At 34.7% G+C, this 14,019-nt stretch carries 20 protein-coding genes; 17 read left to right on the top strand and 3 right to left on the bottom strand.

The features are described from left to right. Positions 1-112: 112 nt before the first annotated feature. The 16 genes from FORMA_RS08490 (at position 113) to FORMA_RS08425 (ending at position 11,007) form a co-directional block, all read left to right on the top strand. Positions 113-769 carry a TetR family transcriptional regulator C-terminal domain-containing protein gene (locus FORMA_RS08490; RefSeq protein WP_069675259.1) on the top strand — a complete coding sequence of 219 codons (657 nt, stop codon included), beginning with the start codon at positions 113-115 and terminating at the stop codon, positions 767-769. Continuing rightward, positions 769-2,082 carry an ABC1 kinase family protein gene (locus FORMA_RS08485; protein WP_069675258.1) on the top strand — a complete coding sequence of 438 codons (1,314 nt, stop codon included), beginning with the start codon at positions 769-771 and terminating at the stop codon, positions 2,080-2,082. Before FORMA_RS08490 ends, FORMA_RS08485 begins: the two co-directional genes overlap by 1 nt. Then, positions 2,079-2,717, top strand: coding sequence for a flavin reductase family protein (locus FORMA_RS08480; RefSeq protein WP_069675257.1), 639 nt, complete (start codon positions 2,079-2,081; stop codon positions 2,715-2,717). The genes FORMA_RS08485 and FORMA_RS08480 overlap by 4 nt, the downstream gene beginning before the upstream one ends. 3 nt (positions 2,718-2,720) lie before the next feature. After that, complete coding sequence (locus FORMA_RS09450; protein WP_157506061.1) at positions 2,721-2,858, top strand: DUF2256 domain-containing protein; 138 nt, start codon at positions 2,721-2,723, stop codon at positions 2,856-2,858. After that, positions 2,831-4,138: a DASH family cryptochrome gene (locus FORMA_RS08475; protein WP_069675256.1), complete on the top strand. Its 1,308-nt coding sequence runs from the start codon at positions 2,831-2,833 to the stop codon at positions 4,136-4,138. The genes FORMA_RS09450 and FORMA_RS08475 overlap by 28 nt, the downstream gene beginning before the upstream one ends. Continuing rightward, a complete protein-coding gene (locus tag FORMA_RS08470; protein ID WP_069675255.1) occupies positions 4,139-5,671 on the top strand; it encodes a cryptochrome/photolyase family protein in 1,533 nt (510 codons plus the stop codon). A gap of 95 nt (positions 5,672-5,766) precedes the next feature. Beyond that, positions 5,767-6,192, top strand: coding sequence for a hypothetical protein (locus FORMA_RS08465; protein WP_069675254.1), 426 nt, complete (start codon positions 5,767-5,769; stop codon positions 6,190-6,192). Continuing rightward, positions 6,192-6,464 carry a TIGR03643 family protein gene (locus FORMA_RS08460; protein ID WP_069675253.1) on the top strand — a complete coding sequence of 91 codons (273 nt, stop codon included), beginning with the start codon at positions 6,192-6,194 and terminating at the stop codon, positions 6,462-6,464. Before FORMA_RS08465 ends, FORMA_RS08460 begins: the two co-directional genes overlap by 1 nt. Before the next feature lie 4 nt (positions 6,465-6,468). Then, positions 6,469-7,152 (top strand): GTP cyclohydrolase I FolE, encoded by a 684-nt coding sequence (gene folE, locus FORMA_RS08455; protein WP_069675252.1) that lies wholly within the window; start codon positions 6,469-6,471, stop codon positions 7,150-7,152. 2 nt (positions 7,153-7,154) lie between these two features. Further along, positions 7,155-7,379 carry a hypothetical protein gene (locus tag FORMA_RS08450; RefSeq protein ID WP_069675251.1) on the top strand — a complete coding sequence of 75 codons (225 nt, stop codon included), beginning with the start codon at positions 7,155-7,157 and terminating at the stop codon, positions 7,377-7,379. Next, the gene (locus FORMA_RS08445) at positions 7,376-8,059 is read left to right on the top strand and encodes an SDR family NAD(P)-dependent oxidoreductase (RefSeq protein ID WP_069675250.1); all 684 of its coding nucleotides are present in this window, start codon (positions 7,376-7,378) and stop codon (positions 8,057-8,059) included. Before FORMA_RS08450 ends, FORMA_RS08445 begins: the two co-directional genes overlap by 4 nt. A gap of 79 nt (positions 8,060-8,138) precedes the next feature. Continuing rightward, the gene (locus tag FORMA_RS08440) at positions 8,139-8,609 is read left to right on the top strand and encodes a glutathione peroxidase (protein WP_231924986.1); all 471 of its coding nucleotides are present in this window, start codon (positions 8,139-8,141) and stop codon (positions 8,607-8,609) included. A gap of 2 nt (positions 8,610-8,611) precedes the next feature. Beyond that, entirely contained in the window at positions 8,612-8,779 is a 168-nt protein-coding gene (locus FORMA_RS09305; RefSeq protein ID WP_157506060.1) for a Lacal_2735 family protein, read from the top strand. Continuing rightward, positions 8,780-9,241, top strand: a complete 462-nt coding sequence (locus FORMA_RS08435; RefSeq protein WP_069675248.1) for a TspO/MBR family protein — start codon at positions 8,780-8,782, stop codon at positions 9,239-9,241. Further along, positions 9,242-9,709 (top strand): SRPBCC family protein, encoded by a 468-nt coding sequence (locus FORMA_RS08430; RefSeq protein ID WP_069675247.1) that lies wholly within the window; start codon positions 9,242-9,244, stop codon positions 9,707-9,709. Next, positions 9,703-11,007, top strand: a complete 1,305-nt coding sequence (locus FORMA_RS08425; protein WP_442856326.1) for a cryptochrome/photolyase family protein — start codon at positions 9,703-9,705, stop codon at positions 11,005-11,007. Before FORMA_RS08430 ends, FORMA_RS08425 begins: the two co-directional genes overlap by 7 nt. An 8-nt stretch (positions 11,008-11,015) precedes the next feature. Here FORMA_RS08425 and murA read toward each other — a convergent pair whose 3' ends face one another. The 3 genes from murA to FORMA_RS08410 all read right to left on the bottom strand — a co-directional run bounded on the left by murA (position 11,016) and on the right by FORMA_RS08410 (position 13,391). Further along, positions 11,016-12,329 carry a UDP-N-acetylglucosamine 1-carboxyvinyltransferase gene (murA, locus tag FORMA_RS08420; protein WP_069675245.1) on the bottom strand — a complete coding sequence of 438 codons (1,314 nt, stop codon included), beginning with the start codon at positions 12,327-12,329 and terminating at the stop codon, positions 11,016-11,018. Positions 12,330-12,372: 43 nt separating this feature from the next. After that, positions 12,373-13,023, bottom strand: coding sequence for a DUF4290 domain-containing protein (locus FORMA_RS08415; RefSeq protein WP_069675244.1), 651 nt, complete (start codon positions 13,021-13,023; stop codon positions 12,373-12,375). 74 nt (positions 13,024-13,097) lie between these two features. Beyond that, a complete protein-coding gene (locus tag FORMA_RS08410; RefSeq protein ID WP_069675243.1) occupies positions 13,098-13,391 on the bottom strand; it encodes a DUF493 family protein in 294 nt (97 codons plus the stop codon). 91 nt (positions 13,392-13,482) lie between these two features. Here FORMA_RS08410 and FORMA_RS08405 point away from each other — a divergent pair, with 91 nt between their 5' ends. Then, positions 13,483-14,016 (top strand): AAA family ATPase, encoded by a 534-nt coding sequence (locus tag FORMA_RS08405; protein WP_069675242.1) that lies wholly within the window; start codon positions 13,483-13,485, stop codon positions 14,014-14,016. Positions 14,017-14,019 lie beyond the last annotated feature (3 nt).

Below are 14,019 nucleotides of genomic sequence, written 5' to 3'. Positions count from 1 at the left end.
ATAAAATTAGAAAAAAATTACCAATACTTATTTAGCCATTCAAATGTTAATGTTTGTTTAATTATTAAAATAAAAACTTTAACAAGTCATATTTTTGTAAAAACAATATCCCATGGCAAAAAACACAAAACTCACCAAAGATAAACTCATTGAGTTGTACATGAACAGTGTTCTTGAGCACAACGAAACTCCAAAAAGCGTATACATATTCGCCAAAATGAACAACTTCGAAGAATCAGAATTCTATAGTTTTTTTGGATCATTTGAAGCGCTTGAATCTTCAATCTTTGAAGCGTTTTTCGATAACACTATTAAAACCCTAGAAAAAAGTAAAGACTACAAAAACTACGATGATCAAAATAAAATATTAAGTTTTTATTTTACTTTTTTTGGTAATCTAACTGCAAACCGTAGTTACGTTACTCAAGCATTGCACAGCACTAAAGGCGGGTTAAATCATCTTAAAAAGCTTAAGCCTTTACGTAAGAAGTTTTTAGAATTTGTAGATGAGTTAGAACTGACCGGTATTGAAATAAAAAACAAGCGCATCGACGATATTAAAGATAATTTAGTGAACGAATCGTATTGGGTGCAAATGCTCGTGACGTTGAAATTTTGGCTAGACGACGACTCGGCCGATTTTGAAAAAACGGATCTTTTTATCGAAAAATCTATAGCTGCAAGCTTTGAATTGGCGCACACAAAACCTCTCAAAAGCGTGGTTGACTTCGGTAAATTTTTGTTTAAAGAAAAAATCGGAAGTCATTAATGAAGTCTATCGATCGTATTCCTACATCAAAACTACAACGAGCTTCAAAAATTGTAACTACTGGTGCTAAAGTTGGTGTTAATTACATCAAGTATTATGGAGAAAAACTGAGCAAATCGGAGGAAATTGCTAAGGACAATCTAAACAAAAACAATGCTGAAGATATTTACGGTGGCCTCAAACAACTCAAGGGAAGCGCACTAAAAGTAGCGCAAATGCTAAGCATGGAAAAAAATATTTTACCGCAGGCTTATGTTGAGAAGTTTTCCTTAGCACAATTTTCTGTTCCCCCACTCTCCTCGCCACTAGTAATAAAAACATTCAAAAAGTATTTTGGTAAAAATCCAGATGCAATTTTCGATTATTTTGATTCTAATTCTGTTAATGCTGCTAGCATTGGTCAGGTACACAAAGCCAAAAAAAACGGAAAAGAATTAGCCGTAAAAATTCAATATCCTGGAGTAGCGGATAGTATTAAATCAGATCTAGCAATGGTCAAACCCATAGCACTAAGAATGTTTAATATTAAAGGCAAGGATTCCGACAAATACTTTAAGGAAGTTGAGGATAAGTTAACTGAAGAAACCGATTATTGCCTCGAAATACAACAAAGTCAAGAAATTTCAAAGGCCTGTGCGCACATTCCAAATATTTTATTTCCTAACTACTACAACGAATATTCATCTAAGCGAATTTTGACCATGGATTTCATGAAAGGATTGCATCTTTCTGAGTACATAAAGAAAAACGACGACCAAGAAAAGTTCAATCGATTAGGGCAAGCTTTATGGGATTTTTACATGCATCAAATCCACAATCTTAAAAAGGTACATGCAGATCCCCATCCGGGAAATTTTCTAATAAATAACGATGCTCAGTTAATTGCATTAGATTTTGGCTGTATGAAAGTGATTCCGCAAACATTCTATAAACCTTATTTTGAATTGGCTGATAATTCAATCATAAATAATAAAGAACGTTTTTCAGAAAAATTATATGAGCTAGAAATACTCACCCCGAACGACACTAAAGAAGAAGTTTCATTTTTCACGGACATGTTTCACGATTTACTAAGCGTCTTCACACTGCCCTTCCAGAAAGAGATATTTGATTTTTCTGATTCGGATTTTTTTGGAAAAATAGGTGATCTTGCTGAAAGATATAGCCAAAGTTCAGAGTTACGAAAGTTTAACAGCAATAGAGGATCTAAGCACTTTATTTATATGAACCGAACCTTTTTTGGACTCTACAACCTGATGTTTGATTTGAAGGCTAAAGAAGTTAAAATTAATCAATTTCAACACTACAAATGATACATTTAAAACGTCAAGACTTTGAAGAGTTAGACCATATATTTAGAATCAATTTGATTAACAGCTGCTCTGGTTTCAAATCAGCTAATCTTATAGGTACAAAATCTAATGATGGTACTCCTAATGTTGCCGTTTTTAGCTCCGTAACTCATCTAGGTTCTAATCCTCCACTTCTTGGTATAATTTTTAGGCCTGTTACAGATGTGCCGAGAAATACTTACGAAAACATAAAAGAAACTGGACAATTCACAATAAACCACATTGACGCTTCAATCATTCAAGATGCGCACCATACTTCAGCAAAATACCCAAAAGAGGTCTCAGAATTTAATACCACTGAATTAGAAGAAGAATACAAGAATGGATGGCATGCGCCATTTGTAAAAAACGCACCGATTCAAATGGCACTTACCTACTGTGAAGAGTATGAAATAAAGGCTAACAACACTATACAACTGATAGGAGAAATCAAAGATTTATTCATACGACCAGAATTATTGGAAGATGATGGATTTATTAATTTATCAAAAGGCAAGATTGTTGCAATAAACGGGTTAGACGGATATACTATTCCAAAACTTAAAGAGCGAATAGCTTACCAAAGACCAAAAAATAAAATAAATTTAAAACGGTAAGTTTTGAAAAAATCACAACTACCAGTCAAAACTTGCGTTGTTTGTGCGAGACCCTTTAATTGGCGTAAAAAGTGGGCTCGGGATTGGGAAAATGTAAAATATTGTAGTAAAAAATGCAGCAGCACAAAAACACATCAATAGTTTGGTTTAAAAACGATTTGAGATCACAGGATAATAACATTCTCAATTCTGCCTTAATGTCGTCTAATCGTGTTATTGGAGTTTACTTCTTGGACCCTAAATTATTTGAAACTACAAAATACGGGTTCAAAAAAATGGACCGTTACAGATTAAATTTTTTATTAGAAACGCTTCAATGCCTAAAGCGGGAGTTAAACAAATTAAACATCAGCCTTCTGGTATTTAATACTGCACCTGAACATAAAATGAGCAGCTTGGTTACATCATTTGACGTCGATTCTATTTTTCTTCAAAAAGAATGGACTGCTGAAGAACAATCAAGCTTAGAAAAAGTTAAAAATGTACTTCCTAAGGGTATTAAAATACAAGAAATTTATGACCAGTTTTTATTTGATCCCGAGGATGTGCCATTTGATGCGCATGAAACTCCAGTCGTTTTTACGCAGTTTAGAAAGTTGCTCGAAAAAAACTCTAAAGTCAAACCATTAGTTGAAGTTAAGCCTCAAAGTATCCATTCGTTAATAGATCAGCACACTGAAATTCCAAACCTAATAGATCTTGGATTTGATAGTTTTGAAAAGGACGACCGGACTGCGTTTCCATTTGAGGGAGGAGAAAGATCTGCTGATTTGCGTTTGAATCATTACTTTTTTGAATCAAAAGCACTTGGGGTTTATAAAAAAACAAGAAATGGGCTCTTAGGTTTAAATTACAGCTCAAAACTTTCGGCATGGTTAGCAAACGGGAGCATATCAGCGCGCCAAATTTACTGGAAAGTTAAGCTGTTTGAAGAACAATATTTCTCAAATCAGTCTACTTATTGGTTAGTATTTGAATTAATTTGGCGTGATTTTTTCAAATATACCGCTCTTAAACACGGTAATTCCATGTTCAAACTAGGCGGCATTCTTGAAAAAACTTATGTGTGGTCAACAAATCAAAAATTTGTTCAACAATGGGTGAATGGTGAAACTGCTGATGACTTTGTAAATGCCAATATGATTGAGCTCAAAAAAACGGGGTGGATGAGCAATCGAGGACGTCAAAATGTTGCTTCCTTTTTTGCTAAGTCACAAAAGCTAGACTGGCGTATTGGTGCCGCTTATTTTGAAAGTATGTTAATTGATTACGATGTACACAGCAACTATGGAAATTGGATGTATGTTTCTGGTGTAGGCAATGACCCTAGAGATCGCGTTTTTAACGTTGATTTACAGGCTAAGCGATACGATGCAAATAAAAAGTTTAGAAATCAATGGTTACAAACTAAATTATTTTAAATGAAAACTTTACGCCTTATTCTGGGAGATCAACTCAACGAAAACCATTCATGGTTTTCGAGTGTTGATGATCAAATTTTGTATTGCATTTTTGAAATGCGTCAAGAAACAGATTATGTTCAACACCACATACAAAAAGTTATTGGTTTCTTTGCTGCAATGCGCGCTTTTGGAGAACGACTCAAAGATAAAGGGCACAGAGTACATTATTTAAAAATTAATGATGCTAAAAATCATCAAAATTTAGAGAAAAATATAAAATTACTTGTTGAACAGAACAATATTGAGCACTTTGAATACCAAGCACCTGACGAGTATCGCTTAGATGAACAAATGAGAACAATTTGTACTGCTCTTAAAATAAGTTACAAATGTCATGACTCTGAGCATTTTTTAACAACTCGTGATGAACTCAGCTCTTTTTTTGAAGGTAAAAAGCAACTTCTAATGGAACGGTTCTACAGATACATGCGCAAAAAACACCACATTTTAATGGTTGGCGAGCAACCAGAAGGTGGGATTTGGAATTATGACCACAACAATAGAAAAAAATGGAAAGGTTCACCGGGGATACCATTATATAAAGCATTCAAGAATGAAACCAAAACAATTTGTGATGACATCGCTAAAAGTAAAATAAAAACAATAGGACATTTTAAAGGACCCTTTTTCGAATACCCCATAAATCTAAAACAGGCACAACATCAATTATCCTATTTTTGTAAAAACCTTCTCCCCTATTTTGGCGACTATCAAGATGCACTTCACAGCGATGAAGTATACCTTTTTCACTCTAGGCTTTCATTTGCCATGAATTTAAAAATAATTAGCCCAAAAGAGATTATTTACGCTGTTTTAAGTGAATATAAAAAAAATAAGGAAGCCATAACAATAGCACAAGTAGAAGGCTTCATTCGCCAAGTTATTGGTTGGCGAGAGTACATGCGCGGTATGTATTGGAAAGAGATGCCTGTATATAAAGGGTTGAATGAGTTGGAAAATCATGAAAAAATCCCAGATTTCTTTTGGACAGGAAAAACAAAAATGAATTGCCTTGAAAAAACAATTAAAAATTCTCTTGACCACGCTTATGCGCATCACATCCAACGATTGATGATTACTGGTAATTACCTCTTACTCACACAAACTCATCCTGACGCTGTTGATGACTGGTATTTAGGAATTTATATCGATGCTTTGCAATGGGTTCAGCTACCAAACACAAGAGGAATGAGTCAATATGCAGATGGTGGTAAAATTGCAACTAAACCATATGTTTCATCAGGAAGTTACATAAACAAGATGAGTAATTATTGTAGTTCGTGTCAATACAACGTCAAGGAACGTCTTGGACCTAATGCTTGTCCCTTCAATAGTTTGTATTGGAATTTCTTAGACGACAAAAAACAAAAACTCGCCAAAAACCAGCGTATGCGTATGATGTATTCGGTTTTGAATAAATTTTCGAGCGAAGAAGTACACCAAATGAAACTTAGAGCAAGTGAGATTATGAGTAATCCTGAAAATTATTAAGCTGTTAAAGAAAAACTAAAAATGTTAATGTTTTTTTAATTGTAACTAGTAATGTTACAACATTAATTAAGTTTGATTAAACAAACTTATACATTTTGGTTCTAGATACAACATATTACAACAAAGAGCATAAGCCAATCATCGATCAGTTTGTTGGTGAATCTTACAGTCTTTGGGATGCTATAAGACGTGGTGGTGTGGGTTCAAAACGGATGATTGTAGAAAAATTAAGTCCAAATTTAGACCATATTACCAACACCACCTCTGACATCAATTATGCTAATATTGAACTAAGAAAAAGAGGCGTTCTAATTCACATTACAAAGGGTTTAAAAAACTACACTTGGGCAATACCATTTTACCAACTTGTTTTTTATAAAACAAACTTCACTAGCATACACGCACAAGGAAAATTTATTCATTTTAAAAATTCCAAAATGTTTAAAGAAAACAAATCCTTTTTTAAAAGTTTAATGAACGAAAAAATCGAGTTTGATCAACAATATACACTTCCTTATTAATGAAACTAACAGCAATTGATATCGATAGAATTATTGAAATGGCTTGGGAGGACCGTACAACTTTTGACTCAATTAAATTTCAATTTAACTTAACAGAACAACAAGTGATTGAACTCATGCGTAGCCAAATGAAACCCAAAAGTTTTAGGCTTTGGCGGGCTAGAGTCCAAGGCAGAAAAACAAAACATCAGATGCTCCGCTCTTTTGAATCGGGTCGATTCAAATGCAGTAGACAAAGAACAATTTCAAATAATAAAATTTCAAAACGCTGAAGACATGAACACTAACTCCACAGAAACAAATTCACTAAATGGGTTTTCCCATTACGCAATTGGAGATGATCACCTATATACTGGATTAGAAACGCCAATAAAAAAAGATGCTTTTTTATTAAGTGATGAAGATAAAAAGAAAAAAATTTCAATTCTATTTGAAGAGATAATGAATGTGATGGGGCTAGATTTAGAAGATGACTCTCTTAGAGGTACACCAGATCGAGTGGCCAAAATGTATATTGATGAGATTTTTTCAGGCTTAAACCCTAAAAACAAGCCAGAGATAGCATTGTTTGACAACAAATATCAATACAATCAGATGTTGGTTGAAAAGAATATTACATTTTATTCCAACTGCGAACATCATTTTGTTCCAATTATTGGCAAGGCCCATGTGGCATACATTTCATCTGGAAAAGTTATTGGCTTATCCAAACTGAACAGAATTGTGCAATATTATGCAAAGCGTCCACAAGTTCAGGAACGCTTGACAAATCAGATTGGTGAAGAACTAAAAAAAATATTAGGAACTGATGACGTTGCTGTAATCATTGATGCCAAACACTTGTGTGTTTCATCTAGAGGGATTAAAGACGAATCCTCAGCTACTGTTACTGCTTATTACAGCGGAGCGTTTAACAGCTCAGCCAAAATAGCAGAACTAAATAATTATATAAAATCATAATAATGAGTACGATAAAACAAGGAGAGGAATTTTTAAACAAGAGTTTAAAATTTAAAAACACGAGTGAACGAATTGAAGCGTCCAGAGAGGTTAAGTCGTTAATTTTAGGCATTAATGAAATTTACAAGACCAATAAAGATCAGAAATTGATGGATCTAATGAAGGACCTCACGGTTGTCAAACAAAAAATTGAAAAGCGATTAAAAGGAAGGCCACTAACGTCATGAAAACTATCATTATTGTTGGCGGAAGCAAAGGAATTGGAGAAGCAATTGTTAAAAAGCTTATTACAAACTACCTAATTATCAATCTAAGTAGATCGAAACCCCATATTGAACACCAGAATTTAACCCATTACAATTGTGATGTTTTGAGTGATGAACTTCCAGCTATTGAGCGTGCTGATGGCCTTATATATTGTCCTGGAAGTATAAATCTAAAGCCGTTTAAAAGACTCAGTTTGGATGACTTCAGAACAGATTTTGAAATTAATGTCATTGGTGCTGTAAGGAGCATACAGGCTTATGAATCAGCACTTGTTCAATCAGAAAATGGATCAATTGTACTTTTTAGTACGGTTGCTACGGCTATGGGTATGCCTTTCCATGCGAGTGTTTCTACTGCAAAATCTGCTGTAGAGGGTCTTATGAAGTCTGTTGCAGCTGACTTGGCACCCAAAGTCAGGGTTAATGCTATTGCACCAACAATCACCCAGACAGATCTAGCTGCAAAGCTACTGCGCAATGAACGCATGATCGAAAATACGATACAGAGACACCCACTAAAGAAATTTTTAGATCCGAACGAAGTTGCTGCAATGGCTGAATATTTGATTTCAGATGTGTCAAAATCAGTATCTGGTCAAGTCTTTAAACTCGATTGTGGAATTGTTTCATTAAAGGCTTAACATGACCCACTCAAAACTTTTTACTTTAATATTATTTTTTATCAGTTCAAATAACACAAATGCACAAAACAGTAAACCCATGAACATATACGATATCAATATTAATGCTCTTGATGGGACTCCAATAAACCTCAACGATTACAAAGGAAAGTACATTCTGTTTGTTAATGTCGCTTCTGAGTGTGGGTTTACCAATCAATACGCAGGACTTGAAAAACTTTACAACACGTACAAAGAAAGACTGATGGTGATCGGAGTCCCTTGTAATCAATTCGGACAACAAGAGCCAGGAGACTCAACTCAGATAGAAAACTTTTGCAAAAAAAATTATGGGGTATCTTTTCTAATGACCGAAAAAATAATTGTAAAAGGCAAAGACAAACACCAATTGTACAATTGGTTAACTGACAAGAAATTGAATGGTAAAAACAATACTTCTGTTAAATGGAACTTTCAAAAATATATTGTTGGACCCAATGGTGAATACATAGATTATTTCTATTCAATGACAAAACCTATGAGTAGCAAAATCACGAAACTAATTAAATAGATATGTTTGGATTATTTAAACGAAAAACTGAAACTGAAAAGTTGCAAGACCGCTACAAAAAACTTATGGCTGAATGGCATGACTTGTCGTCTATAGACAGATCGGCAAGTGATGCTAAATATGCCGAGGCACAAAAAGTATTGGACCAACTTGACGAATTAACGCATTAAATGAAATTTACAGGTGTTCTTATTGTATTCTTAGCGCTAAACTTTGGCGCTCTTGGTCTTGGTACAATACTCATGGCTAATGGACCTGAAACGCTTTGGTATACATCTCTAAATCAAGCGCCATGGACTCCTGCAGGTTGGATTTTCGGAGCTGCATGGACCTGCGTAATGATTTTTTTTTCCGTATTTATGACCTTTCTTGTTCAAAACGAAAACCTCAATAAAGTTCTTAAGCTTTACATTATACAATTTATACTAAATGTCTCTTGGAATTATATATTTTTCAACCAACAGCTCACAACGCTTGGACTAATCAATATAATTATACTCACGATTCTTGTATTTTATTTCCTAGTTGCTTTTAAGGCCAGTCTAAAAAACAACCGGTTTTTTATACTGCCTTATTTTATTTGGCTAATAGTGGCCACTTCACTCAATGCCTACATTGTACTCTATAACTAAATGAAATTATACACTTTACATACAAAACAAAATCTTCCAATATCTTTGGATGAAGCTTGGGCATTTTTATCAAGCCCAGAAAACTTAAAGACAATAACTCCTGATTATATGGGATTTCATATTTTATCAGGTGCAGATCGAGAGATGTATCCTGGGCAAATAATTCAATATATTGTAACTCCTGTATTGGGTATCAAAACAAAATGGGTCACAGAAATAACCCATGTTCAGGACAAATCATACTTTGTAGACGAGCAACGTTTTGGTCCCTATGCACTATGGCATCATAAGCATTTTATTAAACCAATAAAAGGGGGTGTTGAAATGGAAGACATAGTGGACTACAAACTTCCTTTTGGAATTCTTGGACAATTGGCACACCCCATACTTGTAAAACCAAAATTAAAAGAGATCTTCGAGTATAGGCAAAAAAAACTTATTGAGCTCTTTGGCCCATTCAAATCATGAGTCCTACAGCAATTTTTTGGTATAGAAGAGATCTAAGACTTAATGATGTTCATGGCTTATATCAAGCGCTAAAACAGCACGAGAGTGTTCTTCTTATATTCATATTTGACCCTGAAATTTTAGATTGTTTACCAAAGGATGATGCCCGTGTTGATTTTATATACCATCGACTAAAAGACCTAAATATTGCGCTTAGTAAACATCGGACAGCAATTCATACATTTTATGCAAGCCCAAAGGAAGTATTTACTTCAATAATAAAACAACACAACATCAAGGCGGTGTATACCAATCACGACTACGAGCCTTATGCCATTAAAAGAGATGCGGAAATTGAAGCACTGTTAAATGATCAAAAAATCACATTTACATCATACAAAGACCAAGTTATTTTTGAAAAGAATGAAGTCACAAAAGATGACGGTTTACCCTATAAAGTTTATACTCCCTATTCAAAGAAATGGTTGAGCTTATTCGACGATAAGCAAACACAAGCTTATCCGTCTGAGGAATTTTTAGACAATGCGGCAAAATTAGAAGTACGTCAATGGGTAGATAAGAAAGATATGGGCTTTGTTTCATCAAAAAGAAAAATTGTACCGTACAAAATTGAAGATGAATTGATAGATGCATACGAAGAGAAAAGAAATACACCCTCAGTAGATGGAACATCCCGACTAGGTCCCCATTTGCGCTTTGGAACGGTAAGTATTAGAAGTATTGTGAAAAAATCGAGAAAAAGTCAAAATATTACATTTTTAAAAGAGCTTATTTGGCGCGAGTTTTTTATGCAAATCTTATGGCACTTTCCCCATACAATCGCAAAAAGTTTTAAGCCGCAATACGAAGCAATAAAATGGCGTAACAATAAAGAAGAGTTTCAAATGTGGTGCCAGGGTAAAACAGGTTATCCGCTAGTTGATGCTGGAATGCGCGAATTGAATCAAACAGGATTTATGCACAACAGGGTTCGCATGCTTGTTGGTAGTTTTTTATGTAAACACTTACTCATTGATTGGCGATGGGGTGAAGCTTACTTTGCTGAAAAGTTACATGATTTTGAGCTATCCAGCAATGTGAGTAACTGGCAATGGGTAGCGGGTTGTGGAGTTGATGCAGCACCCTATTTTAGAATATTTAACCCTACAACACAAATCACTAAATTTGATAAAGATCATCTTTACATCAAAAAATGGGTTCCTGAATATCAAGAATTTTCCTATCCTAAACCTATAGTCGATCATAAATTTGCTCGAGAACGTTGTTTAGTAACCTACAAAAAAGCATTGAACAGATAAGCTCGAGGCTATGTTTCGATGCGTTCGATTTTTGCACCAATAGCTTTTAGTCGTTCGTCAATATTTTGGTAACCTCGGTCGATTTGTTCAATATTGTGAATTGTAGAAGTGCCTTTGGCAGATAAGGCAGCAATCAGTAGTGAGACCCCAGCTCTGATATCTGGTGAGGTCATTGTCGTTGCTTTTAGTGTTGATTTAAAATCATGGCCAATTACAGAAGCTCTGTGTGGATCACATAAAATAACTTTAGCGCCCATATCGATGAGTTTATCCACAAAAAATAATCGACTTTCAAACATTTTCTGATGAATAAGCACACTACCGCGAGCTTGTGTAGCGACGACTAAAATAATACTCAAAAGATCAGGTGTAAACCCAGGCCATGGAGCATCAGAAATGGTTAGAATAGATCCGTCTATATAATTTTGAACTTCATAACCATCTTTGTGAGCTGGAATAAAAATATCATCATTTTTACGTTCGATTGTTATCCCTAGTTTTCTAAAAACATTAGGAATTACTCCTAAATCATCCCAGCTTACGTTCTTAATTGTTAACTCACTTCTAGTCATAGCTGCTAAACCAATCCAACTGCCAATTTCTATCATGTCAGGAAGCATGGTGTGTTCTGTTCCTGCCAACGAATCTACCCCTTCAATAGTCAATAAATTAGAACCTATTCCGCTTATTTTGGCACCCATTCTATTTAGCATTTTACAAAGCTGCTGAAGATAGGGTTCGCATGCGGCATTATAAATTGTTGTCGTACCATTTGCTAAAACAGCAGCCATTACGATATTAGCTGTTCCAGTTACCGAAGCTTCATCTAACAGCATGTATGTCCCTTGAAGTTGATCGGATTCAACTCCGTAAAAATGATCTTCTTTGTTGTATCTAAACGCCGCACCAAGCTTTATAAATCCTTCAAAATGTGTATCCAATCGCCTTCGCCCAATCTTATCCCCTCCGGGTTTGGGGATATACCCTTTTCCAAAGCGAGAGAGCATTGGCCCAACAATCATTATAGAACCTCTTAGTCCTGCTCCATCAACTTTAAATTCTGCTGACTCAAGATAATCTAGGTTAATCGAATCGGCTTGAAAAGTATAACTATTCTCAGATAATTTTTCTACAACAACCCCTAACTTCTGCAACAAATGAATCAATTTATTAACATCAATGATATTTGGAATATTATGAATGGTAACCTTTTCTGGGGTCAACAAAACCGCACACAAGATTTGTAATGCTTCATTTTTGGCTCCCTGCGGTTGTATAGAACCCTTTAATTGCTGTCCTCCTTCTATTCTAAATGACTTCAAATGATAAGATTTTGAATTGGTACTCGAAAAAAATTAATCTCTGTTAATAACGCTTTCGATTACGGTTATTTTTTTTGGCTTTATTTGATTTTTTATAATTATTGTTCTTGCGCTGCATTTTTATTAAGATAGCTGAATCGGCTAATTTTTCTTCCGTATTTCTGATATCGATTTGTCCATTGGAGAGTTCAAAAAGATGATTTAGAATTACGCTATCTTCAACAGTATCTTTATTCCAGTTCAAAAACGATTTTTTCATATGATTAGCAATAGTAATAATCAAAGCGTTTTTCATTTCACCTGTATCCCACGATGAGGCAACGTCAATCATTGTTTTTATATTATTCCCATAAAAACGGTATTTAGGATAGTTTTGAGGGTAATGGAGTGGCTCTGGAGTTGCATTTAAAATCTCTTCAGAAGGCTTTTCAAAGGGTGAATCGGCATCTAGCTTAAACCCAGACATAATGAAAAGTTGGTCCCAAAGTTTATGCTGGAAATCTGCTACATCACGCAAGTGGGGTTGCATGTTGCCCATAACAGAAATAATAGCCTTTGCCAATCTGTTACGTTCCTCTTTGGAATCTTGGGCCATGGCATGGTTGATCATTTTTTGAATATGTCTTCCATATTCTGGGATAATCAAGTGTTCACGTTCGGTATTATATTCGAGTTGGTCTGGTAAAGCTGTCATGCGCTGAGTTTAGATTTTAATGATTTGCAAAGTACAAAAATTAAACAAAAAAAATTAAATATATAAGAAAAGGATTACAATGAAATTACACCCTCTACTTGGCTAGCAACCAGCTGATACTTTCCTATTACTGTTTCAGGACTTTGCATCACTACATTAATAGAAATACTCATATAAGTTCCCTTTTTGGACGGTGTGCTTGTAATCACTGCACCCATATTGTCAAAAATTGATTCAATTTTATCGATTTTATGTTGTTCCGAAGTAACAATAAATTTGAAAAGATAAGCTGTCGGCCAAGATGAAGTTTCATAAAGTTGTGCCTTGAGCTTGCTGTAAAATTCTTCAGAATTAGTTGAGCCTTGCATTGTTAATTAAGTTGTTGTGCAAATATACACGAACTCATATTTTTTATTTAACTTTTAAATCACGAATTTTACACAATTAAGACTTAACAGATTGAAACCAAAAAAAATCGTTCTTATTGGAGGTCCTGCAACGGGTAAAACTACCTTGATCGAAGCGCTGAAAGCACGCGGACATCAATGTATGGAGGAAATTTCTCGACAAATTACGATTGATGCCCAAAAAAATGGTGTTAAGCAATTATTTCTAGAGGACCCCATATGGTTTAGTCAGCAATTATTAGATAAACGCAAAAAACAGTTTTTTGAGTCTGAAGCACTAGACGAAGATGTTGTATTTTTTGACCGTGGACTTCCCGATATTGTCGCATATCTTGACTACATCAAGACTGATTTTGGTAAACCATTTATAGCTGCATGTGAAAACCACAAATACGACGAAGTTTTTATTCTTCCTCCATGGAAAAAAATACATAAAACAGACAATGAACGCTATGAATCCTTTGAACAATTAATGATAATTCATGAATATCTTGAAAAATGGTACCATAGGTTTGGATATAATTTAATTGAAGTTGCACCAGGTGCTGTAGAAGACCGCATAGAGTTTATTCTAAATTCGCTTTAGTAG

The sequence above is a fragment of the Formosa sp. Hel3_A1_48 genome (genome assembly GCF_001735715.1).
GTDB lineage: Bacteria > Bacteroidota > Bacteroidia > Flavobacteriales > Flavobacteriaceae > UBA3537.
This window is presented reverse-complemented; position numbering and strand designations above follow the sequence as displayed.

Coding starts and splice junctions, on each gene's coding strand:
- FORMA_RS08490 (WP_069675259.1), top strand. CDS start 113: ATGGCAAAAAACACAAAACTCACCAAAGATAAACTCATTGAGTTGTAC.
- FORMA_RS08485 (WP_069675258.1), top strand. CDS start 769: ATGAAGTCTATCGATCGTATTCCTACATCAAAACTACAACGAGCTTCA.
- FORMA_RS08480 (WP_069675257.1), top strand. CDS start 2,079: ATGATACATTTAAAACGTCAAGACTTTGAAGAGTTAGACCATATATTT.
- FORMA_RS08475 (WP_069675256.1), top strand. CDS start 2,831: ATGCAGCAGCACAAAAACACATCAATAGTTTGGTTTAAAAACGATTTG.
- FORMA_RS08470 (WP_069675255.1), top strand. CDS start 4,139: ATGAAAACTTTACGCCTTATTCTGGGAGATCAACTCAACGAAAACCAT.
- FORMA_RS08460 (WP_069675253.1), top strand. CDS start 6,192: ATGAAACTAACAGCAATTGATATCGATAGAATTATTGAAATGGCTTGG.
- folE (WP_069675252.1), top strand. CDS start 6,469: ATGAACACTAACTCCACAGAAACAAATTCACTAAATGGGTTTTCCCAT.
- FORMA_RS08450 (WP_069675251.1), top strand. CDS start 7,155: ATGAGTACGATAAAACAAGGAGAGGAATTTTTAAACAAGAGTTTAAAA.
- FORMA_RS08445 (WP_069675250.1), top strand. CDS start 7,376: ATGAAAACTATCATTATTGTTGGCGGAAGCAAAGGAATTGGAGAAGCA.
- FORMA_RS08440 (WP_231924986.1), top strand. CDS start 8,139: ATGAACATATACGATATCAATATTAATGCTCTTGATGGGACTCCAATA.
- FORMA_RS09305 (WP_157506060.1), top strand. CDS start 8,612: ATGTTTGGATTATTTAAACGAAAAACTGAAACTGAAAAGTTGCAAGAC.
- FORMA_RS08435 (WP_069675248.1), top strand. CDS start 8,780: ATGAAATTTACAGGTGTTCTTATTGTATTCTTAGCGCTAAACTTTGGC.
- FORMA_RS08430 (WP_069675247.1), top strand. CDS start 9,242: ATGAAATTATACACTTTACATACAAAACAAAATCTTCCAATATCTTTG.
- FORMA_RS08415 (WP_069675244.1), bottom strand. CDS start 13,023: ATGACAGCTTTACCAGACCAACTCGAATATAATACCGAACGTGAACAC.
- FORMA_RS08410 (WP_069675243.1), bottom strand. CDS start 13,391: ATGCAAGGCTCAACTAATTCTGAAGAATTTTACAGCAAGCTCAAGGCA.